Annotated in this window: 16 protein-coding genes and 1 pseudogene; 16 read left to right on the top strand and 1 reads right to left on the bottom strand. The window is 44.9% G+C overall.

The features are described from left to right. Positions 1–4: 4 nt before the first annotated feature. Both ADIAL_RS01355 and ADIAL_RS01350 read left to right on the top strand, forming a co-directional pair. Positions 5–1,756, top strand: a complete 1,752-nt coding sequence (locus ADIAL_RS01355) for an ABC transporter ATP-binding protein (protein WP_034299049.1) — start codon at positions 5–7, stop codon at positions 1,754–1,756. Further along, the gene (locus tag ADIAL_RS01350) at positions 1,753–3,543 is read left to right on the top strand and encodes an ABC transporter ATP-binding protein (RefSeq protein WP_442853020.1); all 1,791 of its coding nucleotides are present in this window, start codon (positions 1,753–1,755) and stop codon (positions 3,541–3,543) included. Before ADIAL_RS01355 ends, ADIAL_RS01350 begins: the two co-directional genes overlap by 4 nt. A 69-nt stretch (positions 3,544–3,612) precedes the next feature. Here ADIAL_RS01350 and ADIAL_RS01345 read toward each other — a convergent pair whose 3' ends face one another. Continuing rightward, a complete protein-coding gene (locus tag ADIAL_RS01345; protein WP_034299043.1) occupies positions 3,613–4,200 on the bottom strand; it encodes a lysophospholipid acyltransferase family protein in 588 nt (195 codons plus the stop codon). 238 nt (positions 4,201–4,438) lie between these two features. Between ADIAL_RS01345 and rpsB the strand changes: the two genes are divergently transcribed. The 14 genes and pseudogenes from rpsB to ADIAL_RS01275 all read left to right on the top strand — a co-directional run bounded on the left by rpsB (position 4,439) and on the right by ADIAL_RS01275 (position 21,103). Next, complete coding sequence (rpsB, locus tag ADIAL_RS01340; protein ID WP_034299040.1) at positions 4,439–5,197, top strand: 30S ribosomal protein S2; 759 nt, start codon at positions 4,439–4,441, stop codon at positions 5,195–5,197. 41 nt (positions 5,198–5,238) lie between these two features. Continuing rightward, positions 5,239–6,123, top strand: a complete 885-nt coding sequence (tsf, locus tag ADIAL_RS01335; protein ID WP_034299037.1) for a translation elongation factor Ts — start codon at positions 5,239–5,241, stop codon at positions 6,121–6,123. 26 nt (positions 6,124–6,149) lie between these two features. Continuing rightward, positions 6,150–7,600, top strand: a pseudogene (locus ADIAL_RS01330) (flavocytochrome c). A 152-nt stretch (positions 7,601–7,752) separates the two neighbouring features. Continuing rightward, a complete protein-coding gene (pyrH, locus tag ADIAL_RS01325; protein ID WP_034299034.1) occupies positions 7,753–8,478 on the top strand; it encodes a UMP kinase in 726 nt (241 codons plus the stop codon). Positions 8,479–8,492: 14 nt separating this feature from the next. Beyond that, on the top strand, positions 8,493–9,035 hold the full coding sequence (frr, locus tag ADIAL_RS01320) for a ribosome recycling factor (RefSeq protein WP_081757613.1): 543 nt from the start codon (positions 8,493–8,495) through the stop codon (positions 9,033–9,035). 379 nt (positions 9,036–9,414) lie between these two features. Beyond that, entirely contained in the window at positions 9,415–10,140 is a 726-nt protein-coding gene (locus tag ADIAL_RS01315) for an isoprenyl transferase (protein WP_034299028.1), read from the top strand. A 25-nt stretch (positions 10,141–10,165) separates the two neighbouring features. Further along, positions 10,166–10,945, top strand: a complete 780-nt coding sequence (locus ADIAL_RS01310; protein WP_034299025.1) for a phosphatidate cytidylyltransferase — start codon at positions 10,166–10,168, stop codon at positions 10,943–10,945. Positions 10,946–10,962: 17 nt separating this feature from the next. Beyond that, positions 10,963–12,231, top strand: coding sequence for an RIP metalloprotease RseP (gene rseP, locus ADIAL_RS01305; protein ID WP_034299022.1), 1,269 nt, complete (start codon positions 10,963–10,965; stop codon positions 12,229–12,231). Positions 12,232–12,255: 24 nt separating this feature from the next. Continuing rightward, complete coding sequence (locus ADIAL_RS01300) at positions 12,256–13,968, top strand: proline--tRNA ligase (RefSeq protein WP_034299019.1); 1,713 nt, start codon at positions 12,256–12,258, stop codon at positions 13,966–13,968. Positions 13,969–14,051: 83 nt separating this feature from the next. Next, positions 14,052–18,386: a PolC-type DNA polymerase III gene (locus ADIAL_RS01295; protein WP_034299016.1), complete on the top strand. Its 4,335-nt coding sequence runs from the start codon at positions 14,052–14,054 to the stop codon at positions 18,384–18,386. A 159-nt stretch (positions 18,387–18,545) separates the two neighbouring features. After that, complete coding sequence (rimP, locus tag ADIAL_RS01290; protein WP_034299014.1) at positions 18,546–19,016, top strand: ribosome maturation factor RimP; 471 nt, start codon at positions 18,546–18,548, stop codon at positions 19,014–19,016. Between the two features lie 35 nt (positions 19,017–19,051). Beyond that, a complete protein-coding gene (nusA, locus tag ADIAL_RS01285; RefSeq protein ID WP_081757606.1) occupies positions 19,052–20,506 on the top strand; it encodes a transcription termination factor NusA in 1,455 nt (484 codons plus the stop codon). 11 nt (positions 20,507–20,517) lie between these two features. After that, positions 20,518–20,814 (top strand): RNase P modulator RnpM, encoded by a 297-nt coding sequence (gene rnpM / locus ADIAL_RS01280; RefSeq protein ID WP_034299011.1) that lies wholly within the window; start codon positions 20,518–20,520, stop codon positions 20,812–20,814. Further along, positions 20,804–21,103, top strand: coding sequence for a L7Ae/L30e/S12e/Gadd45 family ribosomal protein (locus tag ADIAL_RS01275; protein WP_034299008.1), 300 nt, complete (start codon positions 20,804–20,806; stop codon positions 21,101–21,103). Before rnpM ends, ADIAL_RS01275 begins: the two co-directional genes overlap by 11 nt. Positions 21,104–21,113 lie beyond the last annotated feature (10 nt).

The raw sequence follows: 21,113 nt of genomic DNA, 5'->3' as shown, positions 1-21,113 counted from the left end.
AATTATGGGGATATTCAAAAGGCTGAGCTGGTTTTTCAGGAAGGAGAAAAGGTCCTACTTAACTGGCATAGCTGCGCTGATCATTGTAGCTGTTCTGCAATTGATTCCACCAAGGATCATCGGTATTGTTGTCGATGAAATTCAGATGGGTATCATTACAACAGAATCTCTAGTGATGTGGCTGGCGATTTTGGCATCTACAGCAGTTGGGCAATATATATTGAGATACAGCTGGCGCGTGCGTATTTGGGGAAATGCAGCCAAGCTTGAACAAATTGTTAGAAAACAGCTGTTTGATCATTTTACGAATATGGATAATCAGTTTTTCCAGAAGTACCGGACGGGTGACTTGATGGCTCATGCAACGAACGATTTACGTGGCTTACGTATGGTAGCTGGGGGTGGTATCCTAACGATGGCGGATGCCATTAGTGTGGGGCTCACGACGTTACTAGCCATGATTTTTATCGTCGACTGGCGTCTGACTTTGCTGGCAATTATCCCACTTCCACTGCTGGCATTAACGTCACGAGTATTAGGTAAAAAATTGCATCTACGTTTTCGTGATGCACAGGCTGCTTTTTCACATCTGAATGATAAAGTTCAGGAGAGTATTCAAGGTATTAAAGTCATCAAGACATTTGGTCAGGAAACAGAAGATATTGAACAGTTTTCCAGACAGACAGATAATGTAGTGGTTAAAAATAAAGCAGTCTATAAAGTCGACTCGCTCTTTGATCCAGCCATTACCTTTATTATGGGTATATCCTATTTTTTGACTATTTTTATCGGGGGGACACTGATATCTGCCGAAGAAATTTCAGTAGGAGATTTTGTCACCTTCATCAACTACATCGGGATGCTCGTCTGGCCAATGTTTGCTATTGGACGACTATTCAACATTATTGAGCGTGGTTCAGCTAGCTATGATCGGATTGAAAGTTTACTGAGAGAAGAGACGTCGATTGCGGAACGTCAGGGAGCAATCGACCGTCCGGTGTCAGGTAATCTGACTTTTGATCTGAGCAATTTTTCTTATCCTGATGAAGAAGGGCCGACACTAAGTGATATCCGCTTTACGCTTGAAGCTGGTGGAACGCTAGGCCTAGTCGGAAAAACGGGAGCGGGGAAAACAACTATACTGAAACTGCTTTTGAGGGAGTATGATGACTATAAGGGATCGATACGGTATGGAGGTTTTGACATTCGGGACTACACGCTGGATGCACTACTTAAGCATGTCGGCTATGTCCCTCAAGATAATTACCTTTTTTCCGACACTATAAGGGAGAATATTCGGTTTGCCGATCCCACTCTGGATCAGCAAGCAGTAGAAGCGGCTGCCAAGCTTGCGGACATCCATGATGATATCCTTGGTCTGCCTAATGGTTATGATACAGAAGTCGGCGAACGTGGTGTCTCACTTTCCGGAGGTCAGAAGCAGCGCATTTCAATTGCGCGGGCAATCCTGATCAATCCAGAATTGATGATCTTAGACGATTCACTGTCAGCTGTCGATGCTAAGACCGAAGAAAGTATTCTGTCTGGTCTCAAGGATTTGAGACAGGGACAAACGACAATTATAGCCGCTCACCGAATCAGCTCAGTTATGCATGCGGAAGAAATCATCGTTGTCGACAATGGAGAAATTATTGAAAGAGGCACGCACCAGCAGCTGCTACAAAAGGCCGGCTGGTACAAAGAGATGTACGAACAGCAACAGCTGGAAAGAGCAATGGAAGGAGGCGAAAGCTGATGGAACAGCAGGAGTTGAGCAAAAGACGGACAATTCCCTTTAAAGAACAGATGCATATACTCAAGCGGATACTAAGATTTGCCCGCCCCTATAAAAATGAATTTATGTTGGCGATTGTCTTCAGTGTCGCCTTGGCCATTACCAATGCAGCTTTGCCGCGGATCATTCAAGTGTTTATTGATGATCACCTGACTGCCGGGTCGGTTGCGACTCAGACGATTCTCTTTTTTGCGGGTCTGCATTTTTCCGTAACGATTGTACGTATGACTGTCTGGTACTTTGAGCTGTATATATTCAATATGGCTTCCGAAAAAACAGTACAAAATATAAGGCAGCAGTTGTTTGAGCAGCTTCACCGCCTAGGGATGCGATTTTTTGATCAGACGTCTACTGGCTGGATCATAACTCGGGCGACTAATGATACGGAGGCCATGAAAGATTTCTGGCATGTGTTTTTGACTATCATTCAGGGAGTCTTTGGGGTGGTAATTTCACTGGGCGCCATGTTCTTGCTGGACGTGACAGTCACTTTGTGGATCCTGATTTTTGCGCCGGTATTACTGCTGGTCATCCGTTTCTACCAAGTATACAGTTCCCGAACGTATCATGAGATGAAGTCCAAGCTAAGTTTGCTGAATACCAAATTAGCTGAGACAATCAACGGCATGTCAGTGATTCAGCAGTTCAGACAGGAGAAACGCCTCCAAAAAGAGTTTGAAGAGACGAATGCCTCTTATTTTGATTCCCGTTATTCTATGGTGAAAATCAATGCCCTGCTGCTCAGTCCAGTTATTAATATGCTCTATACATTAGCGGTCGTGCTTATCCTTGCACTTTTTGGTTTTGAAGCTCTGAACAGTCCAATTGAAGTCGGAGTTATTTATGCTTTTACATCCTACGCCAATGATTTTTTCAGACCGCTTACCCGATTAATGGACAGCCTGAGTCTGTTTCAGGATGGTGTTGTATCAAGCAGCCGTATCCTGACAGTAATGGACAACAAGGAATTTGTTCCTGCTCAGGTGGAAGATGATAGCGCACAAATTACCAATGGGAAAATTGAATTTAATAATGTCTCTTTTTCTTATGACGGTCAGAACAATGTGCTGAAAAACATTTCCTTCACGGTCAATCCGGGAGAAACCGTCGCGCTAGTTGGCCATACTGGCAGTGGAAAGTCATCAATCATCAATGTACTGATGCGGTTTTATGATTTCCAGCAGGGAGAAGTACTGATAGACGGACAGTCTATACGGTCATTTCCGATGCGCGAGCTTCGGCAGCGCACGGGACTTGTGCTGCAAGATTCATTTTTATTTTACGGGACCATTAAAGATAATATCCGGCTAATGAATGAGGAAATTAGTGACCGTAACATCATCGAAGCTGCACGCTTTGTTCAGGCGGACCGCTTTATTGAGGAACTTCCGGGCCGCTATGACGCCAAAGTAGTCGAAAGGGGAGCCAGCTTTTCCAGTGGTCAGAAGCAGCTGATCTCTTTTGCCAGTACAATTGTCCGCGATCCTAAAATTCTGATTCTGGATGAGGCAACTGCCAACATTGATACGGAAACAGAATCTCTCATTCAAGAAGGTCTCCAGCGAATGCGCAAAGGCCGGACTACCGTAGCCATTGCGCACCGACTGTCAACGATTCGTGATGCTGATCAAATCCTGGTTCTGGATAAAGGACATATCATCGAGCGGGGAACGCACGACGAGTTGATTGCCCGTGGCGGTTCTTACAAGGATATGTACGAACTACAGAATATCGGACTGCAAACCTAAAAAAACCAGTCACCTGAAACAGCTTTGAAGCTGACTGAGGTGACTGGTTTTTGGTTTCCTGAAGCTGATTTATTCAGCATCCAGATCATTGAATGCCTGCTGTATACGCTCAGAATAATGAGCAGTGGTATCTTTGATGCCTTCTAGTTTACGTTCGACCATGAAAGGCTCTCCGAAGCGTACAATCGCCGGTTTACGTTTAAGTAAATCTTTAAAGGTATAAGGACCATGGTAAACGACCGGTATAATCGGTTTTTTGCTCATTTTTGCAATGGTCACTGCTCCGCCTTTTAATTCAGTTGAATGGCGGGTACCGGTAGGGAAGATTACTAGACTCAGATCTGTTTCTTTCAAGATTTTCACCGGGGTTTTGATGGCGCTTGGCCCCGGGTTTTTGCGGTCGACCGGGAAGGCATTCATTTTAGTAATCAGCCATCTAAATGCCGGATTTTTAAACAATTCTTTCTTTGCCATAAAGCTGAACTGCTTGGGAGAGGCAGCCAGAACAAGAAAGACCGGGTCAATCCAGGACCGGTGCGGCGCAATCAGGATATAGTTATCGTCCTTGGGAAGATTTTCCTTGCCTACAACAGTCATGCGTCCGTTCAGCAGTAAAACTAGCAGGCGGACTAATAGTCTAAGAGATGAGAAAAACACAGTATTCCACTTCCTTTTCGTATTCTCAGTCCAGTATGCGCCAGAAGTCAAAAATGTGCAAGATTATTTTCAGTGATATTTGCATTTAAGCAATAAATGTTGTATACTTAATGGCGGTGCAAAATGTACCAAATTTCACACCTGAGCGGATGGATTGAATGGTGCTCTAATGCCATGGAGTGTTCAAGCAGATGATGCTCGGGGAGGGAAAATATAAAACCAAATGGAGGAATGACAAATGGCAGTTGTATCAATGAAACAATTATTGGAATCAGGTGTTCATTTCGGTCACCAGACTAGACGCTGGAACCCAAAAATGAAACCTTTTATCTTTACAGAAAGAAACGGTATCTACATCATCGACTTGCAGAAGACCGTTAAGCTGATCGACCAAGCGTATAACTACGTTCGTGAAATCGCTGAAGATGGCGGCACAGTCCTTTTCGTAGGAACTAAAAAACAGGCTCAGGATGCAATCAAAGAAGAAGCACAAAGAGCTGGCGCATACTACATCAACCACCGTTGGTTGGGTGGAACGCTGACAAACTGGGATACAATCCAGAAGCGTATCAAGCGTCTAAAACAAATTGAAAAAATGGAAGAAGATGGAACATTTGACATCCTTCCTAAAAAAGAAGTTGGAATCCTAATCAAGGAACGTGACCGTCTGGAGAAATTCCTGGGCGGAATCAAAGACATGCCTAAACGTCCGGACGTCCTGTTCGTCGTTGACCCAAGAAAAGAGCACATTGCGGTTAAGGAAGCTCAAAAACTGAACATTCCAATCGTAGCAATGGTCGACACAAACTGTGACCCAGATGAAATCGACGTTATCATCCCTTCAAACGACGATGCAATCCGCGCCGTTAAACTGTTGACCAAGACAATGGCTGATGCTGTTATCGAAGGTAACCAGGGAGAAGAAGGCTTTGAAGAAGAAGCTAAATCTGATTCTCTAGATGAAATTGTTGAAGTAGTGGAAGGCGACAACGAGTAAAATCAGTCCACTGATCAACATACTACTAAGGAGGAATTTGTGTGGCAAACATTAAAGCAGCTCAAGTAAAAGAGTTACGTGATAAAACGGGCGTCGGTATGATGGACGCTAAAAAAGCACTGGTCGAAACTGACGGTGATATGGATGCAGCAGTAGACTACTTGAGAGAAAAAGGTGTATCCAAAGCAGCTAAAAAAGCAGACCGTATTGCGGCTGAAGGACTGGCTAATGTCCAAATCCAAGGCAATGTTGCGGCTATCGCTGAAATTAACTCAGAAACAGACTTCGTTTCTAAGAACGACAAGTTCCAGAACCTCGTAAAAGGCATCACTAAAGCAGTTGCAGACAACAATCCTGCTTCTGTTGAAGAGGCATTGGCTCTTGACATGAACGGAGAATCTATTCAGGACACGATTACTGAAGCAACACAGACAATCGGAGAGAAGATCACGCTTCGCCGTTTCGCTGTTGTTGAAAAAACAGACAACGATGTCTTTGGAGACTACGAGCATATGGGCGGACGCATCACCGTTCTTTCAACTGTTGAAGGAACGAATGATGAAGAAGTGGCACGTAATGTGTCAATGCACATTGCTGCAATCAATCCTAAGTTTATTACCCGTGAAGAGATTTCTCAGGACGAAAGAGATCACGAGTTGAGCGTACTGACCGAGCAAGCGAAAAACGAAGGCAAGCCTGAAAACATTGTTGAGAAAATGGTTCAGGGTCGCCTGAACAAGTGGCTAGCTGAAGTAAGCCTTGTTGATCAGCCTTATGTAAAAGATCCGGACAAAACTGTCGGTGAATACCTGAGCGAAAACGGTGCGTCTATTAAATCATTCATCCGCTACGAAGTGGGCGAAGGAATCGAAAAACGTACAGAAGATTTCGCAGCAGAAGTTCAAAGTCAGCTAGGAAACAAATAATTATATAAAAAAGAGCAGGGTATTTGATGACCCTGCTCTTTTTTTGCAGGTTTACTGATATAGCGGCACGCAGAAAGACTTTTTTACCGGGGGAGAGAAGAAGGATGAGAGCAAGCAAAAACAGCAAGACTAGACACTATGATGTCATTGTGGTCGGAGCCGGAGGTGCGGGTCTGTCTGCAGCAATAGAGGCTGCAGACAAAGGGGCACATGTGCTGATACTGGAAAAATGTCAGCTGTGAGGGGAAATACAATCAGGTCTTCGGCAGGAATGAATGCCTGTCAGACACGCTTCCAAAAAAATGAGGGGATTACTGATGACTCGGATACTTTTTATGAAGAAACGCTTGCGGGGGGCAACCGGACAAATGACCCGGATTTGCTCCGCTATTTTGTAGACCAGTCCGCAAGTGCGGTGGACTGGCTTGATCAATTGGGAGTTCGCTTGTCTAGTCTGACAACAACTGGTGGAATGACTGTCAAAAGAACACACCGACCAAGTGACGGATCGGCTATCGGGGGTTATCTGGTCCAGGGTTTGCTTGAAGCGACAAATCAGCGAAATATTGAAATGGTGCTGAATGCCAGAGTCACCGGCCTGATTCAATCTCAGTCAAAGAGGGTGGATGGAGTCGAATACATAGATGTAAGGGGAAGGTTGATTTCTGTTAAAAGTGGTGCAGTTATTATTGCAACAGGCGGCTTTGGCAGCAATTATAAAAAAATAAGGGAAGTTCGTAGTGACTTGGCGAAAATGGTGACGACTAATCACGTGGGCAGCTCTGGAGACGGTATCGACCTGATCAAATCAGCTGGCGGAGCACTTAGGGATCTTGATAAAATACAGGTTCATCCGACAGTTCACCATGAAAGTCGCTTTCTTGTGACTGAAGCGCTTAGAGGAGAAGGAGCTATCCTTGTCAATAAACAAGGGAAGCGGTTTGTCAACGAGATGGATAGGAGAGATGTTGTGTCGAAAGCCATCGGCGAACAGATTGAAGGTCAGGCTTTCCTTATTTTTGATGTGTTGCTGAGTAGTAGAGTGCCGGCAGTGCGTTTTTATGATTCTAAAGGAATGCTTCACCAGGAAAAAAGCCTGAGAGATCTGGCAGAAGAAGCGGGTATTGACGGCAGAAATCTTGAGAATACAATCCGTCAGTGGAATCAGGCAGTAACTGTACAAAGAGACATCTACTTTAACAGAGTGACCGGCTTGGATTATCCTATTTTAAAAGGACCGTTTTTTGGAGTAAAAGTATCCCCGGGGATTCATCATACGATGGGTGGGGCTAAAATCAGTACTCAGGCTGAAGTTCTTAATTCTGAGGGTTTACCTTTGCCTGGTCTTTATGCGGCTGGAGAGACGGTAGGAGGGCTGCACGGTGAGAACCGTATTGGCGGCAATGCCATTGCTGAAATAGTTATTTTTGGTAGACAGGCGGGTAGACAAGCTGCGGCTTTTACCCGAAATTTGTGAGCAGTCCGATTGTTTAAACCAGTAACAAACGAGTGAGAGAATCAGGCTCTCGGTATAGCGAGCATGAATCGTACAGCAGGTTGATTTTTTGATGACCTTGAACTGGTTATGTGGTAGAATGTTTATGTATGAATTATGGAGGGAAAGATTATATGGATGAACCGAAATACAAACGAATCGTTCTGAAGCTGAGTGGAGAAGCACTGGCAGGAGATGCCGGTTTTGGCATACAGCCGCCGACAATCGAGGAGATCTGCCAAGAAATCAAAGGCGTACACGAATTAGGTGTTGAAATTGCCATTGTAGTAGGCGGAGGTAACATCTGGCGTGGACATGTTGGAGCCGAGATGGGAATGGAGCGGTCTCAGGCTGATTACATGGGTATGATTGCTACAATCATGAATGCATTGGCTCTTCAGGATTCACTGGAAAAAACGGGGGTACCCACTCGTGTTCAGACATCAATTGAGATGCGTCAAGTGGCCGAGCCTTATATTCGTAGAAAAGCGATGCGCCACCTGGAAAAAGGACGCGTAGTTATCTTTGCCGGTGGAACAGGTAATCCCTATTTTTCTACGGATACAACAGCAGCACTTAGAGCCGCAGAAATGCACGCTGATGTCATCATGATGGCTAAGAACAACGTTGACGGTGTGTATTCAGCTGACCCGAACATTGATAAGAGTGCTGTCAAATATGAGGAATTGACGTATCTGGATATCATCAACAAATCTCTTCAGGTTATGGATACGACAGCGTCGTCCTTGAGTATGGACAACGACATCCCTCTAGTTGTTTTCAATTTGAACGAAAAAGGCAATATCAAACGTGCCACCCTCGGTGAAACGATTGGTACAACCGTTAGGAGGAAAAAATAGTGACAGATGCAGTAATGAAAGATACCCAGGAAAGAATGAAGAAGGCTGAGCAGGCCTATGTCAGAGAATTGGGTGGTATCCGTGCCGGACGCGCAAACCCAAGCTTACTGAACCGAATCAGCATTGATTATTATGGAGCGCCCACTCCTTTAAATCAGCTGGCGCAAATTTCTGTTCCTGAAGCCCGCGTGCTTCTAATTACCCCATACGATAAATCTGCTCTTGGAGATATCGAAAAAGCCATCAATCAGTCAGATATTGGAATTCCACCGGCAAATGACGGAAACGTTATTCGACTGGTCGTACCTGCTCTGACCGAAGAGCGAAGAAAAGAAATTGCCAAGCAAGTAGGCAAAGAATCTGAAAGTGCCAAGGTTGCTGTCCGTAACATTCGCCGCGATGCAATGGACTCTTTGAAAAAAGCCGAGAAAGATGGCGACCTGACTAAAGATGATCTGCACAGCTACGAAGAAGAAGTGCAGAAGTTGACAAACGCCAGTGTTAAAGCTATAGATAAATTATCCGAAGAAAAAGAAAAAGAAATTCTGGAAGGATAATAAAAAAGGAGAGTCGCATGTAAATCTTTAGGTTGAAACGTACCATAACCTTAAAGATACAAGCAGACTCTCTTTTCTTATTTTTAATAGATTATAACTTGCTGATGATGTATTTATTGACTAGCTTGGTCACCACTGAAGTGACGATGATACTGACAATGTATTTTTTTAAACGCTGCATGAACAGTCCTCCTTGATTGTAGAATGATAATGGAACTGCTTCAATTATAGCAAATAAATTTACATACTAAAAATATAAGGTTTTCTATATATCCGGGGAAACACGGATTGTTATGGTAATCTCGTCTGATTTTTACTACAATAGAGGAGATGTATATTCACTAAATAGGAGGGCATGGTGTAGACGACACCGAATATTATGGCTGAGAATACTGAAATAAGCGTACCTAATCACGTAGCCATGATCATGGATGGCAACGGCCGCTGGGCTGAACAGCTGGGAAAACCTAGAAAGTACGGACATGAGGAAGGGATGGAAGCTGTTCGCCGGGTCACTATCCGGGCAAGTGAGCGTGGCATCAAAGTTCTGACTTTATATGCTTTCTCCACGGAAAACTGGAAAAGGCCCCCTCAGGAAGTTCACTTTCTTATGCAATTGCCTATCCGCTTTTTTGACCGTTTTGTTCCTGAACTTCAGGAAAAGAATGTACGAGTCAATATGATTGGCTTTCCGGAAAAAGTACCAGCATCCACAAAAAAGGCCATATACAAAGCTATGGAAGAAACTAAAGACAATACAGGAATGATTCTTAATTTTGCTTTTAATTATGGCAGTCGGGCTGAAATTGCCAAGGCCACTCAAGCTATTTGTCAAAAAGTAGTTGCTGGAGAAATAAACGTGAAAGAAATTAATGAGAGCTTGATTGAACAGCATTTGTTTACAGAGTCAATCAGTCCCTACCAGGATGTCGATCTATTAATCAGGAGCAGCGGAGAGCAGCGGCTGAGCAATTTCTTGCTTTGGCAGAACGCATACAGTGAATTTTATTTCTCGGACCTGCTTTGGCCTGAATTTAACGGGGATGTTCTAGATGAGGCTCTCCTGAGCTACAAAAACAGACAGCGCCGATACGGGGCTGTATAAATAATAAGAAAGCCGAGGGGAACGCATGTCTAAACGAGTCATTACTGCTGTTATCGCTCTGATGCTCTTCATCCCCATTGTTGGGATAGGTTCTTGGCCGCTGGAGGTCCTGATGGGACTTGCTGCTTTGCTGGGTCAGACCGAATTTATACAAATGAACAAACTAAAGGTCGGGTCTTTCCCGTCCATACTGACTGGAAGTGGGGCACTGGCGATTGTTTTCAGCGAACGTCTGCAGCCTGTGATGGGTGAGCAAGTCATTGCAAAAATTATTTTGCTGGCAGCCGTTTTACTTCTAGCCTACTCAATCAGACAATCGAAACTTAAGATCAGCCAAATCGGAATACTGACACTGATGATGACCTATATCGGAATTGGATTTCACTCATTTGTGGCTTTAAGAGACCTGGATCTGACGGTTCTTGTGCTGGTCCTTATTGTGATTTGGGTTACGGACTCAGGGGCTTTTCTGATCGGCAGGGAATGGGGAAAAAACAAACTGGCTCCAACAATCTCACCGAATAAGACAATCGAAGGTGCTGTTGGAGGAACAGGTGTAGCTACTCTTGTAAGTGCAGTCTACCTAGTATTTTTCCCTTTGTTTAACTCCTACCTGCTTTCTCTGGGCTTCACGGTGCTGGTATCTGCAGCCGGACAACTGGGCGATCTGATCGAATCGAAGATTAAAAGGGAACACGAAGTGAAGGACTCAGGTAACTTGCTTCCTGGACACGGCGGCATCCTGGATCGTTTTGACAGTCTGCTGCTTGTGTTGAACGTCCTGTTCCTCATCGGACTACTATGACTTAAAGGAGCACGAATATGATTCAGACAATATTAGCATTTGCACTGGTTTTTGGAGTTATCGTTGTGATCCATGAATTCGGTCATTTCTATTTTGCGAAACGGGCGGGTATACTTGTCCGTGAATTCGCCATAGGCTTTGGACCCAAGATTTTCCACCATCGCAAAGGTGAGACAACCTATACAATCAGGCTGCTGCCTGTCGGAGGTTACGTCCGCATGGCGGGTTACGAAGAAGAAGCAGACTTGAGACCCGGCATGGCAGTTCAGCTAACGCTTGGAGAACAGGAAAACGTGCAGCGAATTGACTTGCAGCCTAAGGAAGGAGCCATAGATACGGTTCCGCTTGAAGTGACTTCCTTTGACTTCGATGACGAGCTGTTCATAGCTGGCCGTATAGGATTCGAAAAAGAAGAGAAGCGATATGCTGTTGACCGGGATGCTCTTCTGATTGAAAAAGATGGAACGATGATCCAGATTGCACCGAGAGACAGGCAATTCCAGAGTGCGTCTTTATTCAACCGGATGCTGACGAATTTCGCCGGTCCGTTAAACAACTTTATTCTGGCCATTCTGGCGTTTACCCTACTTGCTTTTTTACAGGGAGGGGTACGGTCAAATGAACCGTTGATTGGAGCGGTATCTGAAAATACACCTGCAGCTGAAGCTCAATTAGAAACAGGAGACCGAATCACAGCAATCGACGGTGAGCCCGTCGGCAGCTGGAGTCAGCTGGTCACTGTGATTGGCGAAAATCCTGAACAGGAATTATCATTTGAAATAGAGAGAGAATCAGGAGAAACTACCGAAACCGCCATTACACCTGCGGCTGAAGAAGTGGAAGACCAGACGATCGGGCGTATCGGTATTGAGGCGTATATAGATGAAAGTTTGGGAGCCAGAATTGTTTTCGGCTTTACAGAAACATTCTTTATCGTGACTCAAATTTTTGGCTTGCTGGGATCTTTTTTTACCGGTGGTTTCAGTGTGGACCAGCTCGGCGGCCCTGTGGCGATTTATGCTACAACTGAAGCAGTTGTTCAGACCGGGGCCTTAGGTCTGATCAGCTGGATCGGTTTTCTCAGTGTAAACCTTGGAATCATGAATCTGCTGCCTATACCGGCACTGGACGGAGGCAAGCTGCTTTTGAATGTGATTGAAGGCATTCGAAAAAAACCTATCAGTCCGGAAAAGGAAGGCTACATCACTCTGATAGGTGTCCTTTTCCTGCTTATTCTGATGCTGCTTGTTACTTGGAACGATATACAGACATTCTTTTTAAACTAAAGACTAAAGGAGACACCAGTCCATATGAAACAGTCAAAATTATTTGCACCTACTTTGAGAGATACACCAAGCGATGCAGAAGTAATCAGTCACCAGCTACTGCTTAGGGCCGGTTACATCAGACAGATATCTGCAGGCATTTATTCTTATCTGCCGCTTGCCAACCGGGTAATGGAAAAAATAAAAACAATCATCCGGGAGGAACTGGATGCCATTGATGGTTCAGAGATGCTGCTTCCAGCCCTACTTCCAGCAGATCTATGGAAAGAATCCGGGCGTTATGAAACATACGGAGAAGACCTGATCAAGCTGAAAGACCGCCATGAGAGGGATTTTATCCTGGGGCCGACTCATGAAGAAACGTTTGCCAAGCTGATCAGTGAAGAAATTAAGTCTTACAAAAAACTGCCTCTAATGCTTTATCAGTTTCAGACTAAATACCGTGATGAAAAGCGTCCGCGTTTCGGTTTGATGCGTGGAAGAGAATTCATCATGAAGGATGCCTACACTTTCCATGATAGTTATGAAAGCCTAGATGACTCTTATGATCAAATTGCTCAAGCTTACAGCAACTCATTTGAACGCTGTGGCTTGAATTTCCGTTCCATCATTGGAGATGCGGGAGCTATGGGAGGTAAGGATTCGGTTGAGTTTATGGCTTTAGCTGAAGCGGGCGAAGACACTGTTGTATATTCCGATCAAGGCGAGTATGCTGCCAATCTGGAAATGGCAACAAGCCTTTACCGAAAAATACCTAATACCGACGTTCAACTTGAAATGAAGGAAGTAGATACACCGGGAACGCAGACGATTGCCGATCTTGCTGCTTTTCTGGATGTCGCTCCATCAGTGACACTTAAAAGTGTTTTGTTTGTAGCTGACCAGACTACGCCAGTTTTGGCCGTAGTTCGAGGCGATCAGGAAGTAAATGACGTCAAACTGAGGATTGCCCTAGGAGCTGAAGATGTTGAGCCGGCAGAAGATGGGCAGATACAGTCTCTGTTTAAATCGACTCCGGGATACGTCGGGCCGGTAGGCATTTCAGAAGATGTCCGCATCATTGCCGACCTGCACGTGCAAGATGTCGTAAACGGAGTGACAGGAGCCAATAGGGAAGACAAGCACTTGATTAATGTGAATCCGGGAAGAGATTTTAAAGTAGAAAATTATGCAGATATTCGAGTAGTCAAGCAGGGAGATCCTTCACCAGACGGTAAAGGAAGTCTGCAATTTACCAAAGGTATTGAGATAGGACATATCTTTAAACTAGGAACAAGATACAGTGATGCCATGAAAGCAACAGTGCTTGACAACAACGGTAGACAAACCCCGGTAATCATGGGAAGCTACGGTATCGGTGTGAGCCGTCTGTTGTCAGCCATCGCCGAACAGCATGCGGACGAAAAAGGCCTTGTCTGGCCTGCCTCCGTCGCGCCTTTCGACGTGCACATCATCCCCGTTCAGATGAAAAATGATGAGCAGAGAGAAGCTGCACTGGGTTTATATGACAAACTCAAACAGAAAGGCTATGCTGCTTTAATTGATGACCGTAACGAGCGGCCGGGCGTAAAATTCAAGGATGCAGAGCTGATAGGCTTACCGGTTCAGTTGACCGTCGGTAAGAAAGCTTCAGAAGGTATTGTTGAAGTCACGATCCGCAAAACAGGTGAGATGATCGAAGCCAGAATAGATGAAGTGCTGGATACGATCGATATTCTGATGCAGGGTCAAAAATAAAAGTACAACAGGAAACTGAGGCACTCGTGTCTCAGTTTTCTATATGCCCGAATCATTAATGACACAGAAAGAAGGGTAATGAATTGAGTTTAAACAAAGCTGAACTGTTTCAGACACTGCTTGCTCAGGTAAACATCGACCTGTCAGAAGAAGATCGGGAAATACTGTCCAAGGGAGAAGTGGAAGCAGTCACTGTCCACAAAAACCAGAAGAAATGGGATATTTCACTTCTTTTTCCGAATATTCTTCCGTTTCGCTTATATGTTACCTTAAATCATGCGATTCGTGAATCCTTCCGGTCTATATGTGAAGTCGAGCTCTTTATTCAGGCCAGTGAGCCGGAAGTGAGCGAAAAGCAGGTAAAGGACTACTGGCCGGCTGCCTGTGGCAGAAGTAAAGTGGATTCTCCTATCTGCAACCAGCTTTTAAGCAGCACTTATCCGGTAAAGCAGGAGGGCAGATGGCTGCTGATTATTGATCAGGAGCTGACTTATGACAAATATGAAAAAGAATTTCTACCTAAAATATCTGCTGCATATCATTCTCTTGGATTTCCAGAACGCTTTGTAGTCAAACCGATTGTGGATGCTAAGGCCAGCATGGAAAAAGTTGAAGAGTTTAAGCAGAGAAAAGAAGAAAGCGACCAGTTGATGGCGCAAGAGTACACACGCTTGGTTGAAACTGTTGAAAAGAAAAAAGAGACGAGAAACAGCAGTGACGTTAATGGTCCAGTCAAACTTGGGCGGGCTATAGCTGCTGGAGATGAAGTGACCCAAATGATCGATATCGTGGAAGAAGAGCGGCGTCTTGTTTTGGAAGGATATGTTTTTGATTCTGAAGTCCGTGAACTACGTTCAGGCAGAAAGCTGCTACTGCTTAAAATTACAGATTATTCCTCTTCTTTCACTTGCAAGAAGTTTTCAAACAATGAGCAGGATGAGCAGATGTTTGAAGCCATTAAGCCCGGCATGTGGGTCAAGGTACGCGGAAGTATACAGGAAGACACCTTTATGCGTGATCTGGTCATGAACGCCCAGGACATCATGCAGACTTTTCATGAGAGTCGCGAGGATCTTTATGAAGGGAAAAAGAAACGGATCGAACTGCATGCACATACGAATATGAGCCAGATGGACGCAACTGCCAGTGCAACTGACCTTGTTGCCCAGGCAGCCAAGTGGGGACACAAGGCCATTGCCATTACCGATCATGGAGTGGGGCAGTCTTACCCGGAAGCGCATCAGGCAGGTGAAAAAAATGGAGTGAAGATCATTTATGGTCTTGAAGCCAACTTGGTCGATGACGGGGTTCCTGTTGCTTACAACGAACAGCATCTCGACTTAGGAGACGCGACGTATGTGGTCTTTGACGTGGAGACAACCGGGCTTTCTGCCATTTACGACAGCATCATTGAGCTAGCTGCCGTAAAAATGCACAAGGGAAACATCATCGAAGAATTTCAGGAGTTTATCGACCCTGGTCACCTCCTGTCAGAAACAACGATACAGCTGACGGGGATTACCGATGACATGGTTCAAGGATCAAAATCGGAAAAAGAGGTCCTGCAGGCTTTCAAGGCCTTTGCAGAAGACACCGTGCTGGTTGCTCACAACGCATCCTTTGATATGGGCTTTCTAAATACCGCCTACAAAAAACACGGGATGGACTCTTCCCAACTGCCGGTTATTGACACATTGGAATTTTCACGTTTCATCAATCCCACGTTCAAGAGTCACCGGTTAAATACTCTTGCCAAGCGCTTCAAAGTTAACTTGGAGCAGCATCACCGGGCTATTTATGATGCCCAGACCACTGGTCACCTGCTGTGGATTTTTGTCAAAAAAGCCAAAGAAGAAGAGGATATTCACTACCATGATCAGCTTAACCGATTTATGGGAGAAGGCGATGCATACAAACGTTCCAGACCCAGTCATGTAACGCTCTGGGCCAGTTCGCAGGCGGGCCTGAAAAATTTGTTTAAGATTATTTCAACGTCGCTTGTTGATTACTTTTACCGCGTACCTCGGCTACCCCGATCGGTTCTGGAAAAGCACCGCGAAGGAATAATCGTAGGAGCCGGCTGTGCTAAAGGGGAAGTTTTTGAAGCGATGATGCAGAAGGGTTATGAAGAAGCCAAAGAGAAAGCTGGCTACTATGATTATCTCGAAATCATGCCCAAAGAAGTCTACAGTGACTTAATCGAGCGGGAACTAGTCAGAAACGAATCAGATCTGGAGGATATTATCCGAAACATCATCCAGCTGGGAGAAGAGCTGAACAAGCCAGTTATAGCCACTGGTAATGTACACTACATCCATCCTGAAGATGCTGTTTACCGCGATATTCTTCTGGAGACTCAAAGCTCTCAATTTTCATCTTCCAGTGGGAAAAATCCGTCTGTTCATTTCAGAACAACGGAAGAGATGCTGTCCGCCTTTCGCTTCCTTGGTGAAGATAAAGCGAAAGAGCTTGTCATTGACAACCCTCATCAATTGAATGAGCAGATTGAAGAAGGCATCACACCTGTCAAGAAGGAACTATACACACCAAAAATGGAAGGTGCGGAAGAAGAGATCCGTCAGATGAGCTACAACATGGCTCATAGTCTGTATGGGGATCCGCTGCCGGAAATTATTGAGGCTCGTCTGGAAAAAGAACTTGATAGTATTATTGGTAACGGCTTTTCTGTTATCTATCTGATCTCACAGAAGCTAGTGCACAAGAGCATCGAAGACGGCTACCTAGTAGGATCAAGGGGGTCGGTAGGGTCCAGCTTTGTCGCTACGATGACAGGGATCACAGAGGTAAATCCTATGCCGCCGCATTACCGTTGTAAAAAATGCCGGCATTCTGAGTTCTTTACGGCTGGAGAAGTCGGTTCCGGCTTTGACTTGCCCGAAAAAGACTGTCCAAGCTGTAAGGAACCGATGTACCGGGACGGACATGATATTCCCTTCGAAACATTTTTAGGTTTCAAAGGAGATAAAGTGCCGGATATCGATCTGAACTTCTCAGGAGAATATCAGGCAACGGCCCACCATTATACAAAAGAGCTTTTTGGTGAAGACTATGTATTTAGAGCTGGGACAATAGGCACCATCGCCGACCGCACAGCCTTTGGTTTCGTTAAAGGCTATGAAAGAGACCACCAGCTTCATTACCGTTCGGCAGAAGTCGACCGTCTGGCTAAAGGACTGACTGGAGTCAAGCGCACCAGTGGACAACATCCGGGAGGGATTATCGTTATCCCTGATTATATGGATGTCTATGATTTTTCTCCTATCCAGTATCCTGCGGATGATCAGGAGTCTAAGTGGAAAACGACGCATTTTGATTTTCATTCAATCCATGATAATGTACTCAAACTTGATATTCTCGGACATGATGATCCGACTATGATCCGCATGCTGCAGGATCTGTCCGGCATCGATCCTTTGGACATTCCGGTCAATGATCCAGACGTTATGAAGCTGTTCAGTGGAACGGAAGTGCTGGGGGTCACAGAAGATCAGATTTATTCTAAGACCGGTACGCTGGGTGTTCCAGAATTCGGAACACGATTTGTTCGCCAGATGCTGGAGCAGACCAATCCCAACACCTTTGCCGAGCTGCTGCAGATTTCCGGTCTTTCTCATGGAACAGACGTCTGGCTAGGTAACGCAGAGGAGCTAATTCGTCTACATGACATTCCGCTGGCAGAAGTGATTGGCTGTCGTGATGACATTATGGTCTATCTTCAACACAGAGGCCTGGAAGACGATATTGCCTTCAAAATCATGGAGCATGTTCGTAAAGGCCGGGGGATTCCTGATGAATGGCAGGCTGCCATGCGCGAACAGGATGTACCTGAGTGGTATATAGATTCTTGTTTGAAAATCAAGTATATGTTCCCTAAGGCCCATGCAACGGCGTATGTGCTAATGGCACTCAGGGTAGCTTATTTTAAAGTGCATTATCCGCTTTACTATTATGCAGCCTACTTCTCAATCCGAGCTAGCGATTTTGACCTAGAGGCCATGTGCAAAGGCAAGGATGCCATAAAGGCTAAAATTAAAGAAATTACAGACAAGGGCATGGATGCGACGGCCAAAGACAAGAACCTGCTGACCGTCCTTGAACTTGCAAATGAAATGGTTGAGCGTGGCTATGAGTTCAAGATGGTCGATCTGGATAAGTCGCATGCCACAGATTTTACTATTGAAGAAAATAGTTTATATGCGCCGTTTCGTGCAGTGCCTTCTCTTGGAGGAAGTGTAGCAAATGCTATTGTTGAGGCAAGAGAGGAAGAGCCGTTCTTGTCCAAGGAGGATTTGTCCAGAAGAGGGAAAGTATCCAAGACAGTAATGGAATTTCTTGAGGCTAATAAGGCGCTGAGTCATTTGCCTGACGAGAATCAGTTGTCCCTTTTTGATATCTAGCAGTATCCCCTTTAAGTTGCCATGCCTAGGCAAGTATGGTACACTTATAGACGAATCGAGCGGGATAGAAGGTGTAAAGAGTGAGCGAATCCGCTCACTCTTTTTCACAGCCTTGATTGCGATCGAAAACTGTACTCAGTTGAGAGGAGAGTGAGCTGTTTGAGCACTATAGATAAAGTCAAAACACTGTCAGCCCCTGTTGCAGATGAGCTGGGGTATGAGCTGGTGGATGTGGAGTATGTTAAGGAAGGCAAAAACTGGTTTCTGAGACTGTATATCGACAAAGACGGTGGTATCGACCTGGATGACTGTGCCCTGTTCAGTGAAAAAGTAGGCGAGAAACTGGATTCAATTGAACCGGATCCTATTCCTCATGCCTATTATCTGGAAGTATCGTCACCAGGAGCAGAGCGTCCCCTGAAGAGTGATGATGACCTGAAAAAAGCAGTCGGCAAATATGTCCATCTAACCCTTAGCCGTCAGGTGGAGGGGCAGGATGCACTTGAAGGTTACCTTACAGCCTTTGATGGTGTAGAATTGACAATCGAGACAAAATTCAAGACCCGTAAGAAACTGATCGAACTATCCAAAGAAAGTGTAGCCAAAGCTAGACTAGCTATCGATTTTTGATTACAAGAGAAAATTAAATAAAGGGGTACAAATAAATGAGTAAAGAATTGGCAGCTGCTCTGGAAACATTGGAAAAGGAAAAAGGAATTTCCAAGGAAATCGTTATCGACGCGCTAGAAGCGGCACTGGTTTCTGCATACAAGCGGAATTACGGTACTTCACAGAACGTTGAAGTTATGTTTGATGAAGCGACAGGCAGCATCACAGTCAATCAAGTTAAGGAAGTAGTAGAAGACGTCTACGACTCGCAGCTTGAAATCAGCCTGAATGAGGCAAGAGAGCGCAACAGAGCGTACGAAGTGGGGGACAAAATCAAATTTGAAGTCACCCCTAAAAACTTCGGCCGGATTGCAGCTCAAACAGCTAAGCAGGTTATCATGCAGCGTATGCGTGAAGCAGAAAGATCCATTATCTATAATGAATATATAGCTTATGAAGATGATCTGATGACAGGTACGGTTGAACGTCAGGATAATAAATTTATTTATGTCAACCTTGGTAAGGTGGAAGCTGTTCTATCTAAAAGGGATCAGATTGAGAACGAAACATACGCTACTCACGACCGGATCAAAGTGTACGTCAGTAACGTAGAAAATTCCACCAAAGGTCCGCAAGTATTTGTCAGTCGGACACATCCCAACTTGATTAAGCGTTTGTTTGAACAGGAAGTGCCGGAAATATATGACGGTACAGTTGAAATCATCTCCATTGCGAGGGAAGCCGGTGACCGCTCCAAGATTGCCGTGGCATCGAGAGATGAAAACGTAGATCCTGTAGGAACCTGTGTCGGACCTAGAGGGACGCGAGTACAGGCTATTGTAAATGAGTTGAATGGCGAAAATATGGATATCGTAGAATGGGACAAAGATCCCGCCGTTTATATCAAAAACGCTCTGAATCCGGCCCAAGTGCTGGATGTCCAGTTTGACGCTAATGAACATTCCTGCGTGATTGTTGTACCTGACTACCAACTGTCTCTTGCTATTGGTAAGCGCGGACAGAATGTCCGCCTGGCAGCTAAGTTGACTGGTTTCAAAATTGATATCAAATCTGAGTCTGACATGGAAGCCCTGGCTCAGGAAGCTGAAGAGTTGAAAGATGATTCATTCTTTGATGCCTTGAATGAAGGTAAAGAGGAAGCTGAAGAGCAAGTGGATGAGTTGGCTGGCGAATCGGCTCTGTTTGCAGAAGAGTCATCTGCAGAAACGGAAACGCTGGATGAATCAGTTATTTCGGAATCAGAGGAGTCTGATATTTTTGCAGAAGATACTGAAGGCTTGAATGATGATTCAACTGATACAATCATGGGTGCAGATTTTCAGTCTGGAGAAATGAATCCCGGCGATGCCGAAGATATGATCGAATTCGCAGAAGCACGTGATGGCATGGATGAGGAACAAGCAGTTTCAGCTTCGATTGATGATATGGAAGAGGCTGAAGTGGAAGCTGAAGAGGACCTGCTATTTTCTGAAGATGATGAAAACGAGTAAGGTGGTCTAAGATGCAAAGCCGAAAGATTCCGATGAGAAAGTGTGTGGCTTCAAATGAAATGAAGCCTAAAAAAGAAATGATCCGTATTGTACGCAACAAAGAAGGTCAGGTGTCGATTGACCCGACAGGAAAGAAAAATGGTCGGGGCGCATACATCTCACTGGATACCGAACTTGTTGAACAGGCTAGAAAGAAAAAAATGTTCGACCAGGCGTTAAATGCAACCGTACCGGACACATTTTACGCTGAACTGATTGATTTTATAGATTACAGACAGGCACGAATGGAAATTGAGAATGAACAATAAGCAGCGGGCTTTGAATCTGATTGGACTTTCGCAAAGAGCCGGCAAGCTTCTTTCAGGAGAAGCACTGGTTCTTCAGGGAGTCCGTTCGGGCAAGGCCAAACTAGTGTGTGTAGCATCAAATGCAAGTGACAACACGACCAGGCAATTTTTGAACAAGTGTGAGCATTACAATGTACCGGTTGTAACTGCTTTTACCAGAGAAGAACTCTCTCATGCTTTAGGGAAGGATCGGACAGTATGCGCCCTTTTAGATAAAGGCTTTGTGCATTCCCTTCAAAAATTGCTTTAAAATGAATGGG

Origin of the sequence: Alkalibacterium sp. AK22 (assembly GCF_000585255.1) — a bacterium.
Classification (GTDB): Bacteria; Bacillota; Bacilli; order Lactobacillales; family Carnobacteriaceae_A; genus Alkalibacterium.
This window is presented reverse-complemented; position numbering and strand designations above follow the sequence as displayed.

Coding starts and splice junctions, on each gene's coding strand:
- ADIAL_RS01355 (WP_034299049.1), top strand. CDS start 5: ATGGGGATATTCAAAAGGCTGAGCTGGTTTTTCAGGAAGGAGAAAAGG.
- rpsB (WP_034299040.1), top strand. CDS start 4,439: ATGGCAGTTGTATCAATGAAACAATTATTGGAATCAGGTGTTCATTTC.
- pyrH (WP_034299034.1), top strand. CDS start 7,753: ATGGATGAACCGAAATACAAACGAATCGTTCTGAAGCTGAGTGGAGAA.
- frr (WP_081757613.1), top strand. CDS start 8,493: ATGAAAGATACCCAGGAAAGAATGAAGAAGGCTGAGCAGGCCTATGTC.
- ADIAL_RS01315 (WP_034299028.1), top strand. CDS start 9,415: ATGGCTGAGAATACTGAAATAAGCGTACCTAATCACGTAGCCATGATC.
- ADIAL_RS01310 (WP_034299025.1), top strand. CDS start 10,166: ATGTCTAAACGAGTCATTACTGCTGTTATCGCTCTGATGCTCTTCATC.
- rseP (WP_034299022.1), top strand. CDS start 10,963: ATGATTCAGACAATATTAGCATTTGCACTGGTTTTTGGAGTTATCGTT.
- ADIAL_RS01300 (WP_034299019.1), top strand. CDS start 12,256: ATGAAACAGTCAAAATTATTTGCACCTACTTTGAGAGATACACCAAGC.
- nusA (WP_081757606.1), top strand. CDS start 19,052: ATGAGTAAAGAATTGGCAGCTGCTCTGGAAACATTGGAAAAGGAAAAA.
- rnpM (WP_034299011.1), top strand. CDS start 20,518: ATGCAAAGCCGAAAGATTCCGATGAGAAAGTGTGTGGCTTCAAATGAA.
- ADIAL_RS01275 (WP_034299008.1), top strand. CDS start 20,804: ATGAACAATAAGCAGCGGGCTTTGAATCTGATTGGACTTTCGCAAAGA.